The organism is Acinetobacter sp. GG2 (assembly GCF_000292385.1).
GTDB lineage: Bacteria > Pseudomonadota > Gammaproteobacteria > Pseudomonadales > Moraxellaceae > Acinetobacter > Acinetobacter seifertii.
On the sequence record NZ_ALOW01000035.1, the window covers coordinates 173089 to 193199 of the forward strand.

The 20111-nt window shown below is 38.8% G+C and carries 19 protein-coding genes; 13 read left to right on the forward strand and 6 right to left on the reverse strand.

The window, feature by feature from the left end; genetic code table 11:
- Positions 1-78 precede the first annotated feature (78 nt).
- Positions 79-2886, reverse strand: a complete 2808-nt coding sequence (locus B554_RS0111290; RefSeq protein ID WP_019458122.1) for an ATP-binding protein — start codon at positions 2884-2886, stop codon at positions 79-81.
- A gap of 172 nt (positions 2887-3058) precedes the next feature.
- Between B554_RS0111290 and cysM the strand changes: the two genes are divergently transcribed.
- From cysM to B554_RS0111310, 4 genes are read left to right on the forward strand one after another with little or no spacing between them, the layout of a single operon-like run.
- On the forward strand, positions 3059-3991 hold the full coding sequence (cysM, locus tag B554_RS0111295) for a cysteine synthase CysM (RefSeq protein WP_019458123.1): 933 nt from the start codon (positions 3059-3061) through the stop codon (positions 3989-3991).
- Between the two features lie 12 nt (positions 3992-4003).
- Complete coding sequence (locus B554_RS0111300) at positions 4004-4822, forward strand: 3'-5' exonuclease (RefSeq protein WP_019458124.1); 819 nt, start codon at positions 4004-4006, stop codon at positions 4820-4822.
- 9 nt (positions 4823-4831) lie between these two features.
- Complete coding sequence (rlmD, locus tag B554_RS0111305; protein WP_019458125.1) at positions 4832-6223, forward strand: 23S rRNA (uracil(1939)-C(5))-methyltransferase RlmD; 1392 nt, start codon at positions 4832-4834, stop codon at positions 6221-6223.
- Positions 6224-6253: 30 nt separating this feature from the next.
- On the forward strand, positions 6254-8560 hold the full coding sequence (locus B554_RS0111310) for a RelA/SpoT family protein (RefSeq protein ID WP_019458126.1): 2307 nt from the start codon (positions 6254-6256) through the stop codon (positions 8558-8560).
- Between the two features lie 42 nt (positions 8561-8602).
- On the opposite strand, the gene B554_RS0111315 is transcribed toward B554_RS0111310, so the two are convergent.
- The 5 genes from B554_RS0111315 to B554_RS0111335 all read right to left on the reverse strand — a co-directional run bounded on the left by B554_RS0111315 (position 8603) and on the right by B554_RS0111335 (position 13339).
- Positions 8603-9604, reverse strand: coding sequence for a CsgG/HfaB family protein (locus B554_RS0111315; protein WP_019458127.1), 1002 nt, complete (start codon positions 9602-9604; stop codon positions 8603-8605).
- A 74-nt stretch (positions 9605-9678) separates the two neighbouring features.
- Complete coding sequence (gene lpoB / locus B554_RS0111320; RefSeq protein ID WP_019458128.1) at positions 9679-10281, reverse strand: penicillin-binding protein activator LpoB; 603 nt, start codon at positions 10279-10281, stop codon at positions 9679-9681.
- 85 nt (positions 10282-10366) lie between these two features.
- Positions 10367-10777 (reverse strand): YcfL family protein, encoded by a 411-nt coding sequence (locus B554_RS0111325; protein ID WP_004698617.1) that lies wholly within the window; start codon positions 10775-10777, stop codon positions 10367-10369.
- 19 nt (positions 10778-10796) lie between these two features.
- A complete protein-coding gene (locus B554_RS0111330) occupies positions 10797-12107 on the reverse strand; it encodes a hypothetical protein (RefSeq protein ID WP_050551275.1) in 1311 nt (436 codons plus the stop codon).
- 458 nt (positions 12108-12565) lie between these two features.
- A complete protein-coding gene (locus B554_RS0111335) occupies positions 12566-13339 on the reverse strand; it encodes an SDR family oxidoreductase (protein WP_019458130.1) in 774 nt (257 codons plus the stop codon).
- A 110-nt stretch (positions 13340-13449) separates the two neighbouring features.
- Between B554_RS0111335 and mazG the strand changes: the two genes are divergently transcribed.
- From mazG to yjgA, 9 genes are all read left to right on the forward strand, one after another.
- A complete protein-coding gene (mazG, locus tag B554_RS0111340; RefSeq protein ID WP_019458131.1) occupies positions 13450-14256 on the forward strand; it encodes a nucleoside triphosphate pyrophosphohydrolase in 807 nt (268 codons plus the stop codon).
- Positions 14225-14635, forward strand: coding sequence for a ComEA family DNA-binding protein (locus tag B554_RS0111345; protein WP_019458132.1), 411 nt, complete (start codon positions 14225-14227; stop codon positions 14633-14635). The genes mazG and B554_RS0111345 overlap by 32 nt, the downstream gene beginning before the upstream one ends.
- A gap of 125 nt (positions 14636-14760) precedes the next feature.
- Positions 14761-16224, forward strand: a complete 1464-nt coding sequence (pcnB, locus tag B554_RS0111350) for a polynucleotide adenylyltransferase PcnB (RefSeq protein WP_019458133.1) — start codon at positions 14761-14763, stop codon at positions 16222-16224.
- On the forward strand, positions 16221-16703 hold the full coding sequence (gene folK / locus B554_RS0111355; protein WP_004698604.1) for a 2-amino-4-hydroxy-6-hydroxymethyldihydropteridine diphosphokinase: 483 nt from the start codon (positions 16221-16223) through the stop codon (positions 16701-16703). The genes pcnB and folK overlap by 4 nt, the downstream gene beginning before the upstream one ends.
- 43 nt (positions 16704-16746) lie before the next feature.
- Complete coding sequence (gene panB / locus B554_RS0111360; RefSeq protein WP_004698602.1) at positions 16747-17556, forward strand: 3-methyl-2-oxobutanoate hydroxymethyltransferase; 810 nt, start codon at positions 16747-16749, stop codon at positions 17554-17556.
- A gap of 3 nt (positions 17557-17559) precedes the next feature.
- Positions 17560-18408, forward strand: coding sequence for a pantoate--beta-alanine ligase (panC, locus tag B554_RS0111365; RefSeq protein ID WP_004698600.1), 849 nt, complete (start codon positions 17560-17562; stop codon positions 18406-18408).
- Between the two features lie 22 nt (positions 18409-18430).
- Complete coding sequence (gene rapZ / locus B554_RS0111370) at positions 18431-19282, forward strand: RNase adapter RapZ (RefSeq protein WP_019458134.1); 852 nt, start codon at positions 18431-18433, stop codon at positions 19280-19282.
- Complete coding sequence (locus B554_RS0111375) at positions 19279-19548, forward strand: HPr family phosphocarrier protein (protein WP_019458135.1); 270 nt, start codon at positions 19279-19281, stop codon at positions 19546-19548. The genes rapZ and B554_RS0111375 overlap by 4 nt, the downstream gene beginning before the upstream one ends.
- Positions 19549-19550: 2 nt before the next feature.
- A complete protein-coding gene (gene yjgA, locus B554_RS0111380; protein WP_004698595.1) occupies positions 19551-20087 on the forward strand; it encodes a ribosome biogenesis factor YjgA in 537 nt (178 codons plus the stop codon).
- Positions 20088-20111 lie beyond the last annotated feature (24 nt).

Sequence of the window (20111 nt, forward strand, 5' to 3'; positions counted from 1 at the left end):
TTTATCGATAAGCGGAGCATAACATGGCTGTAAATTGGAAACATGACAGGTCAGTCATGCCTTTTTTACAGGTTCTTTTTAGTCCGGTATAACTAAAATTTGGTGAGCTGCACTCTCTACTTCTTTAATGACAAGTCCTAATTCATTGAAGCGCTGTGTAACTTCTTCAATAAATCCATCGTCAGCTCTACGGCGCTCTTTGCGTAACTTAGAAACAAACTGTTCAAAGTCACCAGTAACTTGTTGAAGTTTCGGTGTGCCAACATAGCGAGTTGCACCATAGAGGCGGTGTAATACATGCTCAAGTTGAGGGAAGTCTTCAAGTTCAATGAGCTGCTGCATTTCATCTAGCTCGGTTGGGAAACTGTCCACCAACATTTTAAGTAAGTCTTGGGCAAGGTCTTCTTTGTTTGCTGCCAATTGTAGACTTTGCTGCCAGTTTAATATTTCTGGGTCTAGTGCCTCAGCAACAACATGATGATCTTTATCTAAGGCTTGTGCAGTGAAATTGTTTTTAGTCCATTGCGTTAAAATCTGAATGATTTGCTCCATTTGAATTGGCTTGGTGACATAGTCATTCATACCCACTTTAAGAAGCTTTTGTTTTTCATCGGCAAGGGCATGGGCTGTTAATGCAATAATTGGAAGCTGCATTTCTCCATCTAGCGTTGATTCTAAAGAGCGGATCGCGCGAGTAGTATCAATGCCTGACATAACCGGCATTTGAATGTCCATAAACACCAAATCAAACGGTTTAAGCTTTTGATCAATGCGTTCTTGGATGATATTCAGCGCTTCTTGTCCACTTAAGGCTTTAGTGGTTTTAACATTTAACTCACCTAATAGTGCCTCTAAAACGATTAAATTCGGTAAGTGATCATCGACCGCTAAAATATGTAAGCCCTGACCATTAAAGTCTTGTTGTTCTTCTTCAAAAATAGGTTGGTCACTTAATAATTGAATAAGTCCACTGCGGCTTAATGGTTGATAAAGAGGGCGAGCACGATATTCGGTGAGCATGTTTGGCTCAAGTGTCATTTGGTAGCCGTAAACTGCTAGGTTACCTTGATAACGGCTACGAATTTCTTTAAGTAGAGCTTCTGTGTCACCGCTATGATCAACAACAAGCCATGTATTATCTTTCTGGTCGAGGTGTTTTAAGCGGCTAAATAAGTCCAAAATCGATTGAGTTTCGATATGTGGAACTTGATAATTTTCAAGATAGTAACGTAAAACACTTGCCGTTGCTGGATGTGCTAAATAAGACACGACTTGTAAATGTTCGAAGTGAGGATGTTCTATCTCATGTTCTTCATCTACAGCAAACTGTGCAGTAAACCAGAATGTTGAACCTTTTTCTGTTGGCGCACGCTCTTGGTTATCTTCAAAACCAATTTGACCATGCATGAGGTGAACCAGTTGTTTGGAGATCGCGAGACCTAAGCCTGTACCACCAAATTGACGTGTAACAGATGCATCGCCTTGCGAAAACGACTCAAATAATTTTTTACGGTCTGTGCCGCTTAAACCAATACCACTATCTTGAACACTAAAATGAAGTAAGCATTGACCAATGTCATCATGCTCCATACGGACACGAACAATAATTTCACCATCTGGCGTGAACTTGATTGCATTTGAAATTAGGTTGGTCAAAATTTGTTTAAAGCGTAAAGCATCCCCAATGACTTCTTGAGGAATGTTGTCTGCATAATAAAATGCCATGGCAATATGCTTTTGGGCAGCCAAAGGTGACAACATGTCCATGACATCGAAAATGGCTTCTTCTAAATCAAACGGTGCTGTTTCAAGTTCTAGTTTACCTGCATCAATTTTTGAGAAATCTAATACATCGTTAATTAATGCCAATAAGTGGGCAGAAGATTTTCGAATAGTTTGTAGATAGAGATTTTGTTCGTTACTCAGGTTTTGTTGGCGAAGTAATAAATGAATAAAGCCATCAATACTGTTAAGCGGCGTACGAAGCTCATGACTAATATTGGCAAGGAAAACGGATTTTGCCTGATTTGATGAAATGGCTTGGTCACGTGCCTGACGGTAAGTAATGTTTTGAACTTCTAAAGTGTCTAATGTTCTGCGTAAGTCTTCTTCGGTTTGTTCTGTATGTTCTTTAAGCTCTAAAAAACTAAAATGTAAGCGTTTTACTACGTTTGCAATATCACGTTGGAGTAATCGTAATTCGCCTGTACTGTTAATGATCATGTGCTGATCTAAAGTATCTGCATTAAGTCGTTGTAATTGCATTCGAATTTCGTACATCGGTGCAACCCAGCGGCGAGAGAAGAAATTTAGGCAGAGCAAAAGCAAGAGTAGCGTCATTAGGCTGGTAATGACTAAAGCAATCAGAATACGATAGCGTGCTAGCTCTAATGGCTGATTGTCCATTTCAATCACAAGCCAAACAGGAGTTTTTCCTGTGGTATTAGTAACTCGAATACCATAGATATTGTTATGGTTGTAAGAAATAGGGCCGAAGAAACTACTGCTTTGTGTAAAGTTCGGCCAGTAACGATTATCTCGATAACCCACACTTAAGTATGTTTGACCATTGCTATCAATTAAAGCAGCACGCTTTAAATCTTTTTCACTGAACATGCTTTGCATAATGTTTTGTGCATGATCATATTCATCGGGTTTTAGCTCTACCAATGTGTAGAGGTTTTTGGCAATTTCATTATAACGAGCCAAAATAGCCGAAGCGTGATGGAGCTGCTGTTGTTTGGCCGAATGAGATGTTTCAGTTAAAACCAGAAATGCGCCAACCCCTGTTAAAATCATCATGGGCACAAAAATAAGAGCAATCAATTGCCCATATGCATGATTCAGACGTAAGCGTTTCGATAAGGTTTTATTGAAATTAGACATGGCTACATCAGATTGATCTCTCTGTAGGGCATATTATCACGCTTTATTTTAAAACAGACGGCATTTTATAACTGACCGTGCTTTAATCACTTTTATTAAAAAGCATAGTGAAATGGGTGCAGTACCGATCATTTTTTCATACAATAGTGCCACCCCGATTTAGGTGTTGATCATGAGTAATACACAACCTGATTTTTTAGCCGACGAATTTTTGTTAGATCACTATGTAGGTAAAACACCTCTAGTCCGTTTGCAGCGCTTGGCTTGTCATACGCAAGCAACGGTTTTAGCAAAATTGGAAGGTAATAATCCAGCAGGTTCTGTAAAAGATCGTCCCGCCTACAACATGATTATGCAGGCAGAAAAGTGTGGTCAAATTAAGCCGGGTGATACGTTAATTGAGGCAACTAGCGGTAATACAGGTATTGCGCTGGCTATGGTTGCGGCAATGCGTGGCTATAAAATGAAACTTATTATGCCAAATAACATGAGCCAAGAACGTAAAGATGCGATGCTGGCTTATGGTGCAGAACTGATTGAAGTGACTCCCCAACAAGGTATGGAAGGCGCACGTGATTTAGCTTTGCAAATGGAAAAAGACGGCAAAGGTCATGTTCTAAATCAGTTTGGTAATCCTGATAATGTCGAAGCTCATTACCTTACAACAGGCCCTGAAATCTGGAAACAAACTGGTGGTAAAATTACTCACTTTGTAAGCTCAATGGGTACAACAGGTACCATTATGGGTGTTTCAAAGTATTTAAAAGAACAAAATCCGGACATTCAGATTGTGGGTTTACAGCCAGCAGACGGATCAAGTATTGCGGGTATTCGTCGTTGGCCAAAAGAATATTTACCCACAATTTTTGATAGCAGTCGTGTAGACCGAATTATTGATATTCCTCAAATTGAAGCTGAAAAAACCATGCGTAAATTGGCACGTATGGAAGGTATTAGTGCTGGTACATCTTCAGGTGGTGCGGTTTGGGCATCAATTAAGATTGCAGAAGAAAATCCGGATGCTGTTATTGTTTGCATTATCTGTGACCGTGGCGACCGCTACTTATCTACAGGTTTGTTTTCAGTACAGGACGATAACTCATAATTGAGAGAAAGAATGCGTTTCCCAACTTTGGTTTTTGACATTGAAACTTTAACTGATTTAAAAGCGGGAGCGCATTTATATCATCTTGATTTGCCAGAGGCAGATGTCGAACAGGCACTCACCAAAATCCGCCGTCAAGAATCAGGCATGGATTTTCAGCGTTTACCATTGCATGAAATTGTTTGCATTTCAGGTTTATGGGTTGATGAATCGGGCTTTCGATTATTTTCATTTAGTCGAGAGCACTATTCAGAGGCTGAAATTTTACAGAAATTTTTATCTATTTTTGATAAGCGCCACCCGACTTTAGTAAGTTGGAATGGTTCACAATTTGATTTGCCGGTTATTTTGTTCCGTGCCATGTATCATGGTCTTTCTGCGCCGGGCTTGTTTGATCAAGGTGAGCTTGATAGTCAAAAACGTTTTAATAATTACCAAAACCGTTATCACCATCGTCATATTGATTTAATGGATGTTATGGCAATGTTTAATGGTCGTAATTTCCAAAAGCTTGACGATATCGCCTGCATTTTAGGTTTGCCGGGTAAGCGTGGTGAATCGGGTTATCATGTTCCTGAATATGTTCGTAATCAACAATGGTTAAAATTAACCAGTTATTGTGAAGGTGATGTACTCAATACATGGTTCATTTATTTGCGTTGGCTAGTACTAAAAGGCCAATTAAATGCAGATGAACATAATCATTGGATTAGTTCGAGTATTGAATATTTACAAACTATGCCTCAACAGGCCGATTTTCTTGAAGTGTGGCAACGTACTTCGAAATACACCGAATTTACGTCTCACTATTTTAATCCTTTAGATTTTTAGGTTCATTCTTTGAAACAGCAAGCCAAATCTCGCAAAGCTCAACAACCAGAATATATTTTTCAGGTTGAAACTCTTTCTCATGAGGGGCGAGGAATTGCGCACTATGGTTCTCATCCAGATCATCCGGCAGATAAGCATGGTAAAAAAGTGTTTATTCGTTATGCGTTGCCTGGAGAAATGGTAAAGGCTCAAATCACGTATGAAGCTAAACGTCTTGAAGAAGCTGAAATGATTGAGCTTTTAGCTGAACCTTCACCAAATCGTGTAGAGGCAGTTTGCCCTCATTATGGTATTTGTGGTGGTTGTAGCATGCAGCATATCCATCCAGATGAGCAAATTCGCTTAAAGCAAAATGTACTCCAGTCACATTTACAACACTTTGCGGGTATTCAACCTGAACAGTGGTTAGAGCCAATTCGATCTTTACAAAGTGATTATCGTCGTCGAGCGCGTATAGGTGTGCGTTATTTGCCAAAACCGGATCGTTTGATTCTAGGTTTCCGTGAGCATCATAGTAATCGTTTAACTTCTATCCATACTTGTAGTGTTTTGGATAAAAAGTTATCAGATAGTCTGCCAGAGTTGCGTAATTTACTCCAAAGTCTAAAGGGCAAAGCACATATTGGTCATGTAGAATTAGCAAAAGGTGATGATGAAACGTCTTTATTGGTTCGTCATGTAGAAAAATTAAATAATTCTGATGTCAACCAATTAAGACAATTTGCGTTACACAAAGGCTGGCAATTGTATTTACAACCCAAAGGCCCTGAAAGTCTTCGTCGTATTGATGAAGAGCAAGGTGCTATGCGGTTACATTATGCTTTAAATGCATTTGAGGTAAATTTTGCTTTTTCGCCATTGGATTTTACGCAGGTCAATGCGACAGTAAATGAACAAATGGTACAATTGGCATGTGAATTGCTTCAATTACAAGACGGTGAAAGGGTACTCGATCTGTTTTGTGGATTAGGTAATTTTTCGCTTCCACTTGCACGATGTGTTGGTGCAAATGGTCAGGTTGTTGGTGTGGAAGCTAGTGAAGAAATGGTGCAGCGGGCAGCAGACAATGCAAAATGCAATAATTTGGTGCAAGCAACCTTCTTTTCACAAGATTTAACAAAAGATTTTTCGCATCATTCTTGGGCAAATCAAGGATTTGATGCATTATTGATTGATCCTCCTCGTGCCGGTGCATATGAAATTATGCAGTATGTACCAAACTTTGGAGCAAAAAGAATCGTTTATGTATCATGTAATCCAGCAACACTAGCAAGGGATGCCGGTGTTTTGGTTCAACATGGGTACCAGTTAAAAAAAGCAGCGGTTATGGACATGTTTACGCATACAGAACATGTTGAATCAATTGCTTTATTTGAAAAAATTCAAGAGATAAACGATTAAAAACATGAGTTACATATCTAGGAGAATGGTATGGTCACAGTACGTGAACAGTTACCTGAACAACTAACTGAGTTGTCAGAGGAAACGACTGTAGAGCATGCCGCCGAAACACAAGTCGGTTTAGCCTCATGGTTGGATCGGGTTGGTGAAATATTAGATGGGGCAGAGCTTAAACAACTCGAAGAGGTTGCGCATTTAACCCTGCAAAAAGAGTTAGATTCAACGGTTAATCATCGTTCCAATACATTTGCTACTGGTGTTGGAATGGCTGATATTCTGGCGCATTTACATGTAGATGAAGATACTTTATCTGCTGCGATGCTTTATCGTAGTGTTCGTGAGGACATTACTGATATAGAAGAAGTGAGGCGCAAATTTGGTGAGCAAGTCTATAACCTTGTCAAAGGCACTTTGGCAATGGGTAAGCTTTCAGAGCTCATTGAAAAAAATAAACGATTAGAAGACCATTTTAATAATAACCAGCGGGAACATTTAAGCGGCATTTATAAAATGCTGATTTCTGTGACCGAAGATGTTCGTGTTGTTTTAATTAAGTTAGCCGAGCGTACTTATTCTTTACGAGAACTCGCAAACTCATCACGTGAGCGTCAAGAGCGTGTCGCACGTGAAATTCTAACTATTTATTCTCCATTAGCGCATCGTTTAGGTATTGCACAGCTTAAGTGGGAACTCGAAGATTTAGCTTTCCGCTATTTGGCACCAGACCGTTATAAAGAGATTGCTTCTTTACTCAATGAAAAGCGTTTAGAACGTGAACATTATATTCAGTTCGTGATTGATCGCTTAAAGAATGAATTGGCGTCTTACGGTATTGAAGCTGAAATTACAGGTCGAGCAAAGCACATTTATTCGATTTATCGAAAAATGAAAAGTAAAAACCTGAGTTTCGATCAGCTTTATGACATTCGTGCCTTACGTGTGTTAGTAAATAGCGTACCCGAGTGTTATCACTCATTAGGTATTGTTCATCAAATTTGGCGTCATATTCCACATCAGTTTGATGACTATATTACCAACCCGAAAGCCAATGGTTATCGTTCATTACATACTGCTGTAATTGCTGAAAATAAATCTTTAGAAGTACAAATCCGTACTCATGAGATGCATGATGAAGCAGAATTAGGCGTATGTTCGCACTTTAACTATAAAGAAGGTTCAAAGAATACCGATCATTCTTTTAACCATCGTTTACATTCGCTTCGTGCTGTTTTGGAACATTACCAAGAACGTAATGAAACCACAGTACATCAAAATGAAGACGAGACAGAAGGCTTTGATCAGCTTCAAGACTTTGAAGGTTTTGAAAAGATTTATGTTTTCAGTCGTGATGGTGATATTAAAGAATTACCACGTGGTTCAACTGTTTTAGACTTCGCTTATCATGTACATACAGAGGTAGGGAATAAATGTTATGCAGCGCGTGTTAACCAGCGCTACGTGCCATTAACCTATACGCTAAAAACAGGTGAGCAGGTTGAGATTTTAACCAAGAAAGACCGTGAACCAAACCGTGACTGGTTGGTGAACTCTCTAGGTTATATCAAGACATCTCGTGCACGTGACAAGCTACGTCACTGGTTCAGGCAGCAAGATCGTAGCAAGAATCTTGAGGTCGGTCGTGAGTTGCTGAACAAAGAATTGTCTCGATTGGCGATTCACCCGAAGAGTATCGATCTCAACGACTATTCATCACATTTTAATGTGAAAACAGGCGATGATATTTTGGTTAATCTGGTTAGCGGCGATATAAGCCTACATGCCTTGATTAACCAGATTAATCGTCAAATGCATCTTGATCAGGATGAGCCTGAACTGGTACTTAAGCCAACATTAAACCCACGTGCCAGCCATACTTTGTCTGCACATGGTATTTTGATTGATGGTTTAGACAATGTAGAGCTACATATTGCACAGTGTTGTCAACCAGTGCATGGTGAATCAATTGCTGGCTATATCACATTGAACCGTGGCGTAAGTATTCACAAAGTCTTGTGTTCTGATTATCAGCGTATGATCAAGCAAGAACCAGAACGTGCTGTTGAAGCTGATTGGGAAATGCAGCCAACACGTGGACAAAGTGTTCAAATTGTAGTTGAAGCTTATGATCGTCGTGGTTTACTCAAAGACTTAACTCAAGTGATTTTCTCTGACCAAATTAATATCCGTCAGGTAAATACAATTTCTGAGGCAGATGGTATTGCCAATATGAAGTTGCTCATTGAGGTGAAAGGTTTGGCTCAGCTTTCACGTTTGTTGGCTCGTTTAGAGCAGCAACCGGGGATTATCAGCGCACGACGCATGATTCAAGGTGTTTAAATAAACTAAGTAAAAAGGCCGTCAATTGACGGCCTTTTTTATTTACCAATCAATTGGTTTTTCGCTAGAACCAGAAGGAAGATCAGCATCTGATAAAGGAGAAGAATTTACTTGATTATCAAAACTATCTGGATTCTGAGAAAAGTTCGGTCTTAAAGATAAACCACGTAATACATCGCTAACCACTTGATCTGCAAAAATTTCTGCACTAGATGGGGGAGTGTCTTGGGTAACTAAATTACCGATATTTGTTTGAAGTGGTTGCTTGATAGAACCAGCTGCTGCAATTTTACCTGTATTTACTTCGATTACACGCCAATTGAGTTTGATCGCATCTCGTTCAGCGGAAACTGCACCGTAGAAAGATTGACCTTGTACAGTACGAGCCTCATTAATTCTACCTACAAGGATATAGTCCGCACCTACTTTTTGAGCTAATCTTGCCATTTCTGCTGGAGCACCATCCCATGCAAGGAATGCATTTTCTGTTGCCATTTCATCAACATAGTCCCGACTCACTAAGCTGAGCTGTTTTGAATTTACCATTTGTGTGCCAATGAGGTCCGCTACTTCTTGCACGAACTCATATGGATTTTCCTCTGAGGCTAAATTAAATTTTGACTCAACAACTTGAAATGGAAAAACAGCAATTCTACGTAAATGTTGATCAGCTACACTTGATTGATATTTAGCAATATAAGCTCGAACCCGAGCTTTGTAGTTTTTACCTGAACCTGAAACGCTGAGAACTTGAAAGCGATTGATAGCGCCGGATGATTCTGTTTGAACACTAAAAACAGGTGAGCTTTTACCTTGATATGACCAATGCTGATTTGTCATGACCATATTAACTTCTTCGGCCATTCCTACTTGTGGGCTGACTTTGGTTCCATTTACAGATTGGGCTGCGGTGAGTAAAGCTTCTGCAATAGCTTGTTGTTGTGTTGGTCCACTACCAGAAGCTTCTTTCATAACTTCTTGTAAAGCGGCAAAACTTGAGGTTGCAGTTAGACTTAATAGAACTGCACAAAATATTGTTCTCATAAAGGCTCTTTTTATTCATATAGCATGGCAACAGGTAAAAAGTGCCATGCTAGAAAGTAATTAACTAGAAATGCTTATAAGCCGAAAGTTGATTTCTTTGCAGATTTACGAATTTCTTTTTCACTGGTCCACTCCACAATACCAGTTTTTAAATTCAGTAGTTTTAAAGTGAATTTGTAGTAAACATCACTTTTTCCACCTGAATTTTTTACAATGCTAGATAAATTACCATTTAGCATATATTCAGCACCAATCTGTGAACCAGCTTGTACAGCTGTGCGTTTATCTACCATTCCACTACGTTGTTGATAAGCCATTTGATCTGCAACAGCACCTACAGAAGTCATATCTACAAAACGGAATTTGCCAGAATTAATTAAACGGTTTTGAATGGTATCGGTGATAGATTCAGTATCGATATGTTCTTGGGATTTATTTTTGATCTTATCAACGAATAAAACTGGACGACGATTTTTAGTCATATCAATAATTGGTGGGAAAGCCAGCATGTCATCCACCATTTTTGTGGAAATTTGCTGTAAGTCTGTAGAACCAAAATCTTTAGTTAACGTTTCAACAGATTGCGCATCGCCATAACTAACACTCTGTGAAGCACAGCCTGAAAAAAGTACAGCACTGCTGATGGTCGTAATCAGTAATAGTGATTTAAATTTCATTTAAATATCCTGTTTCTATATTCCAAATAATATTGTGAGTTTTGTGCAAGGAAATTAAGGCTAATAGTTTAATTTCCTATGAGGTTTAGTCTTTTTTCATATAAATCAAAACATCAACTGCGCCAGGATTAGGAGCAACCGATTGGACAGTCTTAACTTCACGACCTTGTAATGAAATAGGTTTCCAAATAGCACCTTCTGGATTGATCTCCGTTCCTTCTGCATCAAACCATACAATTTTGTATTGGAAACTTTGCGCATAGAACCAACCATTCTTTAGGGCAAGAGATGCTCGTTTAATATCACCTAGAGTCGTCATGTTGACTCGACTAACGCCAATACGCGTAGCTAAAATAGGATTATTAGTTTGGGTGCGTACCGCACTATTACCTGTAGTAGGGTCAGTTTTTGTTTGCATAGCATTAGGAGCTGTACAACCTGTAAAAAGTACAGATGTAATTGTGAATAGACTCAAACAAATTATGGTCTTTTTCATTTTGAGAATCCTTTAATAATTAATGAGTAATTGAAAAACTATCTGTTAAAATTTCTTGATTTGCATCAATGCCATGAATAAAGACGGTTTGATTTGGTTTAACATCAATGCTGATTTCTTGAACCGTATAAGCATTTCTAAGCTGGATAGTATGTTTACCTGCGGGTAATGTGAGGCGAGCAAATTGAGCATTACCTGGTAATGTATTCCACGCACGTACATCGGCTTTTTCTGAAGCAGTGTTGTAAATATTTCCAGCAATTTGACCGATAGCGCCGAGACGATTTCCGAGTTCTTTTTGAACCATATATTTTGCTGTCGTGCGTGTAATCTGCGTAGCCATATTGGCTGCTACGTTTTCTTTTAGCGTTTTTACTGCTAAAGCACCTATATCTGTTAATGTCGATGTATTCGTCACAGATCTACCATTTACTAGAACCTGAAGACTTGCTGGACTGCTATAAGTAGAGGGATTGTAACTAGCAAAAGAAATATTGACCAAACCATCTGGAGTTGGGAGAGCAAGAGTATTCGAGATTTTTTGCGGTACTAAACCCTGTTCTAGAAAAATAACAACGGGATACTGTCCAGATTTTTTATTAGAAGCTGAATCTAAACGTTTAACATCATTTTTAATAAATTCATTGGGTTGTAATTCATAAGATTTTTTGAAATCGACGAGAGCATCATTTTCTTCTCCTAAAGCTTCCCAAAGTGTCGCAGCCATATAAAAGGCGTAAGCATTTTGATAGGTGTTTTTAACTTTCCCAGCAATTGTATCTAATCCAGCGAAAGCTTCATCTAGACTCTCGGAAGTATCTGTTCCAGCTTTCTGTTTAGCTTTTTCTGTTTCTTTGGTATGGGCAAGTTCAATTTCTCGTTGAATACGTTGAGCAATACGCATTTCAACTCCTGCACTCTCGGTATTATTCAGTGCTATAAAATTAATTGCCTGATAGACATGTGCTAGTACTTGTTCATACTCTGGAATTTTATAAGGAATCACACTGTCATTGCTCACAATTGAAAGAGCTTTGAATCCAAGTTCAGAGGCACTTATTTTCGCTTTATTATTGCGCTGTTCTAATAAGACAAATGCAGCTTCAAAAGATTTTTCACTTTCTTTATATTGATGGTTTGTCTGTTGTAATCGGGCTTTTTCAAGTAAGTAAAGTGCAGCATCACTTCCTTTCGCTTTTTTATCTAAGAATTTGAGCGTTTCTTCTGGAATTGGTTGTGTGACATTTGCACGAAAATTCTGTGCGGTTTGGTTGTAGTCATCAAAAAAACCAGCGTGTGTGATTGAAGCAAGGGGAGTGAGTAAAAAAATATTAAGAAGTGTTTTATGGAGTTTAAAATGTCCTTTTTGGGGAATAATTTTCACAAAAAACACCTATAAGTTTACAAAAATAAACGCAATATAATTTTATAAACTAACCATTTCAATCATTTTCTTTATTATTAAATTTTTATTTTTCTAATGAAATTATTTATAAAGTCTTATGGAATATAGCTTTGAGTTCTATTTTAAAAATATTTTTTAATGATTTATTTGTTTGTAAAACAAACTAATTAAAGTAATTTTATGTAAATCAAAGAAAATGAAAGTCTATTTTTTATGCATCATAATTTTAAATAATTTCATAAAGCAGAATAGGTATTAAATTCATGAAATTGTTACTTTTAATTAGTCTACTTTTTAAACATTAGAGGGTTTTTCTAATTAATATAATTTATCTAAATAAATAATCTATAAAAAAGGCCGTCAATTGACGGCCTTTTTATCAGCTACTTTCTCGATAAATAAATATTAGTTAACCGATTTAAAAACTGTGGACTTATTGTTGAAAGTTGATAAAGCAATTTGGTTTTTATACCAACTGGAGTGTGCGTAGGTGTCCAGAAATGAGCTTTTTTCTCGACAAGTGAAAGCACCTGTTGAGCAATATCATTTGGAGTTAAGTCAACGCCCATATTTTGAATACTGCCAGCATCCATATTATTGACCATCGCAGTTTGTACAAATAACGGCATCACATCTAAAACACGAATACCATATTTTTTCCATTCCACATCTAAACCTTCAGTAATTCCTCTCACTGCAAATTTACTGGCCGAATAAGAAATAAGGTCAGCTTGTCCGTAAATTGCAGAAGCCGATGACAGATTAATGACTCGTGCAAAAGAAGCTTGCTTTAAATAGGGCAGTGCAGCATGGCAGCCATTGATTACGCCGTTTACATTAATATTGATTGTTCTTTGATGTGACTTAATATCGATATTTTCAAAGGCCCCAGAATATAATATGCCTGCGTTATTCACTACAATGTTAAGCTCGCCAGCCCAGTCGGTAAATTCTTTTAATATAAGTTGCCACTGGCTGTAATCACTAACATCTAAATAGCCAGCGCATGCATTGGGACCTAACTCTGTTGCTAAGCTTTGAGCAAGTGATTCGTTAATATCATAAATGCCTACTTTATATCCTTGTTTGTAAAATACCCGTGCAATTTCTGCTCCAATACCTTGAGCTGCGCCACTAATCAGGATGCTATTTTTCATCTTTTTTCTCTTTATCGTTACAATATGACGAATGATTTGCCGCTTTAATTTTGATCATAGCAAATTAAGATTTTAAATTTACTGACCAACTTTTTGAACTTGAGGGTTACATGGATAAATTGCTTAAAATTATGCAAGAGCTACGTGAAAAATGTCCGTGGGATCAACAACAAACCCCAATGTCACTGACAAAATATGCGATTGAAGAAGCATATGAAGTCGAAGCTGCCATTCGTCAGGGCGATATTGATGAGATTCGAAATGAGTTGGGTGATTTGCTACTACAAGTTGTATTTCAATCACAAATGTTTAGTGAGCAAGGGGCGTTCAATTTTCAAGATGTAGTTGAGGCAATTAGTGAAAAATTGATAAGACGTCATCCACATGTGTTTCAAGCTGATCAATTTAATAACTTAACACCCGAACAAGTCAGTGAGCTATGGAAACAAATTAAACAACAAGAAAAGCAAGGCAAGCCGCAATCAAGATTAGATGAAATTAAACATGGTCCTGCACTGTCTCAAGCACAGGAAATTCAAAAAAATGTTGCAAAAGTCGGATTTGATTTCGAAACAGTAGAAGATGCTTATGCAAAACTAGAAGAAGAACTCGGTGAGTTCAAAGAGGCGCTCAAAAGTCAAAATATTGATGAAATTCAAGACGAATTTGGAGATTGTCTGTTTTCATTAGTCAATGTAGGACGTAAACTTAACATTTCAAGTGAAACTTCACTTTTATCAACCATACATAAATTTAGAAGTCGTTTTGCTTTTATTGAAGAGCAAGCCATAAAACAGCAAAGAACATTAGAAGACATGACTTTGTCCGAGATGGATGAATTGTGGAATCAAGCAAAACGACAATTACAAACAGGGGAAAAACGACATGCGATACAGCATGAGAATTTGGAAAAATAATTGTTTTATTTTAATGATGTTGTGCTTAGGTGTGATTTCACCTTCGGTTTTTGCTCAATCTTTTGATCAAAACTTTCAGGAATGGAAGGCTAAACAGCAGATGTATGACCAAAAGTTAAACATCTCTAAGCCTTCTCATTCATATGGTTCTAAAAATTCTTATACTAAGAGTTCTAATGACTCTACAGGGCAAATTCACTTGAATCAGGCCACTGTAAATGAGTTTCAGCAGTTAAAAGGCGTAGGTGAGAAAAAGGCGCAAGCGATTGTAGAATATAGACAGAAGAACGGAAGTTTTAAAAATATTGACGAAATTAAAAATGTCAAAGGAGTCGGGCCTGCTATTTTTGAAAAAAATAAATCGCGTTTAGCCTTATAAAAGTTCTGTTCGTCAATTATCATTTCCTGCGCAATCTAAAGAGAATCAAATTGCCCTTTGTGTGTGTTAGAGCTATGATTAGCGACAACTTGTTATTTACGTCCTGACGTAGGAGACAGCGTCTTTTGCAAACCTTGCGAGCGTCAAAATGTGGTTTGTCCACAGCCCAACTTCCTTCTTCGATTTTAGATGTGATCGATAGTCTGAACAAAGCAGGCTATGAGGCTTATATTGTTGGGGGTGGTGTCCGTGATTTAATGCTAGGACTCAATCCTAAAGATTTCGATGCAGTCACCAATGCAACACCTTCTCAAATTAAAGAAGTTTTTGGTCGTCGATGCCGAATTATTGGCCGTCGATTTGAATTGGCACATGTCTATTCAGGGCGTGAGCTAATTGAAGTTGCGACTTTCCGTGCCCCTCCTAAAAAAGCAGTCACCAACGCTTCAGGCATGATTTTGCGTGACAATAACTGGGGAACAATAGAGCAGGACTTTGCTCGACGCGATTTTTCTATCAATACGCTTTACTACCAACCACGTAAGGGTATTGTGCTCGATTTTTGTAAAGCAATTGATGATGTCAAAAATAAGACTTTACGTTTATTGGGTGATCCTGCACAACGTTTTGAAGAAGATCCGGTGCGTATGCTACGGACATTACGTTTTGCAGCGAAGCTAAATTTCAAGATTGATTCAAATATTCTCGATATTTTTGATGTTGAGATGACGCAGTTGCTTCGTGATGTTTCTCCGCACCGTTTATACGATGAGTCTCAGAAGCTTTTCACAATGGGTCATTTGGCACGTGTATTACCAATGCTGATTGAATTTGGCGTGTGGAAGCAGCTTTTTGCTGATATTCGCCCAGATTTGACGCCATTTATTCAACGTGCTGCAAAAAATACAGATCAACGTATTCAAATTGGTAAAACCATTAACCCTGCATTTTTTTATGCAGTTTTATTGTGGCAGCCATTTTTAGAACGTTGTGACTTTTATTTAACGAAAGGTGTAGTTCCAGCTGAAGCTCGTGCCCAAGCTGGTTTAGATGTTTTAAAACGTCAAGCCACACGTACAGTCATTCCTCGTTTTGCCGAAACTTTTATTCGTGAAGTTTGGGAAATGCAAACTCGATTGCTTAACCCAAAGCCACAGCAAATTGAAGCATTGGCAAGCCATGCGCGTTTCCGTGCAGGCTTTGACTTCTTATTACTTCGTGAAAAGTCAGGTGATGACACAACACAAGGAATGGGAAGCTGGTGGGATGCTTACCAAGAAATGTCAAATGACGAAAAAGAAGCTGCGATTAGCCAATATAATCGTCAAAAAGCGAAAAGTCGTCGTAAGGTTGCTGCTGAACCTGTTGAGAACAATAGAGTTGATGCAGAAATTGAGCCTTTGGTGGATGTTCCAGAGCCTCGAAGCCGTCGTGGTAAGAAAGAACGTGCACGACAAGAGCAGTCTGTTGACCGTTTTATGGAAAAATCTTCCGCATCACAAACCAATATGACGAGCGATCACCCAATCTTAAAGCGTAAGCGGGTACAACGTGATTTGAGCCAAGTTATTTTTGGACCTACGCAATGACAGTAACCACATATATTGGCTTAGGAAGTAACCTAGGTGACTCACGCCAAATTTTGTCTGAAGCGATAGCCAAGCTTAAATCTATTGGTGAAGTGAAGGTCTCCAAACTGTATCAAAGCCCACCCATGGGTCCTCAAGATCAACCGAACTATCTAAATGCAGTGGCTCAACTAAAAACCGAGTTACTTCCGCTTGACTTACTTGACCAGCTCCAGCGCTTTGAACAGGAAGCTGGGCGTGTGAGACTACGTCATTGGGGTGAGCGAACTTTAGATCTTGATCTACTGATTTATGGCAATGAAAAAATACAAAATGAGCGCTTAACTGTGCCGCACGTAGGAATACTGCAAAGAGATTTTGTTGTGATTCCTTTATTAGATTTAGATGCTGATTTACATATTAATGATCAGCCACTTAAAAATTTAGAACTCTTACAGCAGCCGACGCTGACTGTACTTGCTGATGAGTCTTGGGCTTAAGCCTGACTTATACGTTCTGCAAACTCCTGTAGAGGATACCATCATGATTAGTCTTAGTGACTTAAGAAAATTTAAAGCCGAAGGACGTAAGTTCTCTTGTCTAACTTGTTACGATGCAAGTATGGCAAAAGCAATGGAACTTGCTGAAATTGATACTATCTTAATTGGTGATTCTCTTGGAATGGCAATTCAAGGTCGTGATTCAACGTTACCTGTAACTGTTGAAGACATGGCTTATCATACGGCCGCGGTGCGCCGTGGTAACCAGCATGCATTGATTATGACTGATTTACCATTTATGAGTTATGCCACTTTAAACGATGCTTTGCAGAATGCGAAAACAGTTATGCAAGCTGGTGCCCAGATGATCAAAATCGAAGGCGGTGCATGGTTAAGTGAAACGGTACAAGTGTTAACGCGTAATGGTGTACCTGTATGTGTTCATTTAGGTTTAACACCTCAATCTGTGCATGTGTTTGGTGGTTATAAGTTGCAAGCTAGAACACGTGAAGCTGCGGATCAACTGATTGCTGACTGTACGGCTGTGGTTGAAGCTGGAGCAGCGGTACTATTGCTTGAATGTGTTCCTGCGCAACTAGGCCAAGAAATTGCTGAGCTGTTCCCAAATACTCCAGTGATTGGTATTGGGGCAGGTAATGCGACTGACGGTCAGGTATTGGTTGTACAAGACATGTTAGGTTTGACGTTTGGCAAGGTTGCACGTTTTGTGCGTAACTTCATGAAAGAACAGTCTGGTGAAACAGCTATTTTAGATGCTTTTAAATCTTTTCATGCTGCTGTACAAGATCAGTCGTTCCCTGCCAAAGAACATACTTTCAATGTTGAGCTGTAATTCATGAAAACAGAAACCACTATACAAGGCTTAGCTGCTTCTTTAAATCCTGCTAGAGCTGCACGTAAAATCATTGGTTTTGTCCCAACTATGGGAAATCTACATGAAGGCCATCTCACACTTGTTCGTGAAGCGAAAAAGCTATGTGATGTTGTGGTTGTAAGTATCTTTGTGAATCCGACCCAATTTGGTCCGGGTGAAGATTTTGATAACTATCCACGTACTTTGGAGCAAGATAGCCGCCTACTTGCAGATGTTGGCTGTGACATCGTTTTCGCACCTTCAGTCGAGCAAATGTACGGTACACAACCTCGTTTAACTAACATTAGTGTTAGTCAAATTACGGATGACTTGTGTGGTAGTTCACGCCCAGGACATTTTGACGGTGTAGCGCTGGTTGTCACAAAACTCTTTAATATTGTGCAGCCAAACTATGCTTTCTTTGGTCAAAAAGATTATCAACAGTTAGCTGTAATTCGCCAGTTTGTTCAAGACTTAAATATTCCGTTGGAAGTTATTGGTGTGCCCATTGTTCGTGCCGCAGATGGTCTGGCATTGAGTTCGCGTAATGGTTATTTGACGCCTGAACAGCGTCAAACTGCACCAGTCATCTATCAAGGTCTAAAGCAAGCTGAAGAACAATTACATCAAGGTAAGGATTTGCAACAAGTCTTGGCAGATTTAAAAACGTTGTTGACAGACAATGGTTTTGTTGTGGATTATGTGGAAGCTCGTCAGTCAAATCTGTTACCTGTTACTCAATTTGATCGTAATATTGTGTTGTTTGTTGCGGCTAAGTTGGGTGGGACACGTTTAATTGATAATTTACAAGTTGCCTTTACATCTCAATAATACATAAAAGGACAGCCATGCCATGAAGCGTATACTTATCGTGACAGGACAGTCTGGTTCAGGAAAATCTTCAGCTCTTCAAGTGTTGGAAGATTTAGGCTATTACTGTATTGATAATTTACCTTTGGCATTGCTGCCTGAAATTGTGGCAAAGCTAGATCATGAAAATAATCTTGAACAACTCGCTTTAGGTGTAGATGTCCGAAGTACACGGGCAGATATGCAGGAGTTCGATCATGTTTTTGAGCAATTACAAAAGCATGGTACGGTTGATGTGATTTACCTGACGACACAAGATCAAGATTTAATTGCTCGATTTAGTGCTTCACGTCGCCCGCATCCGTTGGCGAACCGTTTCAAAAGCCTTTTACAGTGTATTCATGAAGAAAAGCAGTTGCTGATTCCAATTCAGTTCCGTGCCACTGTTCATATTGATACCACAGATAAAAGTGTTCATGATTTAAAACATATCTTGCTGTCAAAATTAGGGCAGTCGGATAACCTGATTGTTATATTGCAGTCATTTGGTTATAAACATGGCATTCCTTTAGATGCTGACTATGTTTTTGACGTACGGCATTTACCAAATCCACATTGGGATTTAGAATTACGCCGTTTTTCTGGTTTAGATGAGCCAGTAAGACAGTTTTTAGAAGCAAGTCCGCAAGCAAATGAAATGTTTGAGGACATACACCACTTCTTAAAAAAATGGTTGCCTGCATTTGCTGAAGGGCATCGTCACTATATGACGATTTCAATAGGTTGCACAGGCGGCCAGCATCGTTCAGTTTATATGGTAGATAGACTAAAACAAGCACTTGAGGCAGAATGGACTGTTCAGGTCTTACACAGAGAAATGAAGCACTGGTCATGATAGACACAACTGTTGATGTAATTAATAAACTCGGTTTACATGCACGTGCATCAGGAAAACTGATAGAGGTCACTACGAAGTTTCGTTCGTCAATTCAGATTGGTAAGGGCGATCATTTGGTAGATGCAAAGAATATTATGTCGTTACTGATGTTAGGTGCAGGTAAAGGGACCACTTTACGTTTGGTCATTGATGGCGCTGACGAAGAGCAGGCATTAAACGAAGTACAGGCGTTATTCGCCGCAAAATTTTATGAGGCAGATTAATCGTGGCACGTCGTCCCCAGCGTTATACTGAAGAAGATTTTGATTCTTTAGAAGGACGTGCAAGTAAAACCGAACAGAAAAAAGCAGTTCAACGTATGGCTGCTTTAGGTGAGCAGTTAGCACAACTTTCTATCAAACAAATTCAAAAACTTCCGGTTGATGAGCGTTTAATTGATGCTCTTTTAGAAGTCCAGAATATTAGTTCGTTTGAAGCACGTCGTCGCCAGTTTCAGCGTGTTGGTAAACTCTTGCGTAATGAAGATGAGACAGTCATTTTGTCTTATTTGACACCTCAACAAGGTGCGAAAAAGCAAGCTCAACTTATGCGTTGGGTAGATCGTATGATTGAACAGGGTGATCCTGCAATCAATGAGTTTAGCAAAATTTATAATGCATCAGAGCGTCATACTTTGCGTCAACATGTGTTAAGAATTAACCGTGATAAAACTCAGCAAGTTGCAGAAGCAGATCTTGAAGCATCTAAAAAGAAGTTTATTAACTACGTGCAACAAATTGCTTTATTGTCAGATCAAGGCTAATACCTTTCAAATAAAAAAGCGACG

Bases quoted from the DNA above. Each gene is read 5' to 3' on its own strand.
- mazG (WP_019458131.1), top strand. From the start codon at position 13,450: ATGGATAAATTGCTTAAAATTATGCAAGAGCTACGTGAAAAATGTCCG.
- panB (WP_004698602.1), top strand. From the start codon at position 16,747: ATGATTAGTCTTAGTGACTTAAGAAAATTTAAAGCCGAAGGACGTAAG.
- B554_RS0111335 (WP_019458130.1), bottom strand. From the start codon at position 13,339: ATGAAAAATAGCATCCTGATTAGTGGCGCAGCTCAAGGTATTGGAGCA.
- B554_RS0111345 (WP_019458132.1), top strand. From the start codon at position 14,225: ATGCGATACAGCATGAGAATTTGGAAAAATAATTGTTTTATTTTAATG.
- panC (WP_004698600.1), top strand. From the start codon at position 17,560: ATGAAAACAGAAACCACTATACAAGGCTTAGCTGCTTCTTTAAATCCT.
- rapZ (WP_019458134.1), top strand. From the start codon at position 18,431: ATGAAGCGTATACTTATCGTGACAGGACAGTCTGGTTCAGGAAAATCT.
- lpoB (WP_019458128.1), bottom strand. From the start codon at position 10,281: ATGAAATTTAAATCACTATTACTGATTACGACCATCAGCAGTGCTGTA.
- B554_RS0111310 (WP_019458126.1), top strand. From the start codon at position 6,254: ATGGTCACAGTACGTGAACAGTTACCTGAACAACTAACTGAGTTGTCA.
- B554_RS0111325 (WP_004698617.1), bottom strand. From the start codon at position 10,777: ATGAAAAAGACCATAATTTGTTTGAGTCTATTCACAATTACATCTGTA.
- B554_RS0111375 (WP_019458135.1), top strand. From the start codon at position 19,279: ATGATAGACACAACTGTTGATGTAATTAATAAACTCGGTTTACATGCA.
- B554_RS0111315 (WP_019458127.1), bottom strand. From the start codon at position 9,604: ATGAGAACAATATTTTGTGCAGTTCTATTAAGTCTAACTGCAACCTCA.
- B554_RS0111290 (WP_019458122.1), bottom strand. From the start codon at position 2,886: ATGTCTAATTTCAATAAAACCTTATCGAAACGCTTACGTCTGAATCAT.
- folK (WP_004698604.1), top strand. From the start codon at position 16,221: ATGACAGTAACCACATATATTGGCTTAGGAAGTAACCTAGGTGACTCA.
- cysM (WP_019458123.1), top strand. From the start codon at position 3,059: ATGAGTAATACACAACCTGATTTTTTAGCCGACGAATTTTTGTTAGAT.
- B554_RS0111300 (WP_019458124.1), top strand. From the start codon at position 4,004: ATGCGTTTCCCAACTTTGGTTTTTGACATTGAAACTTTAACTGATTTA.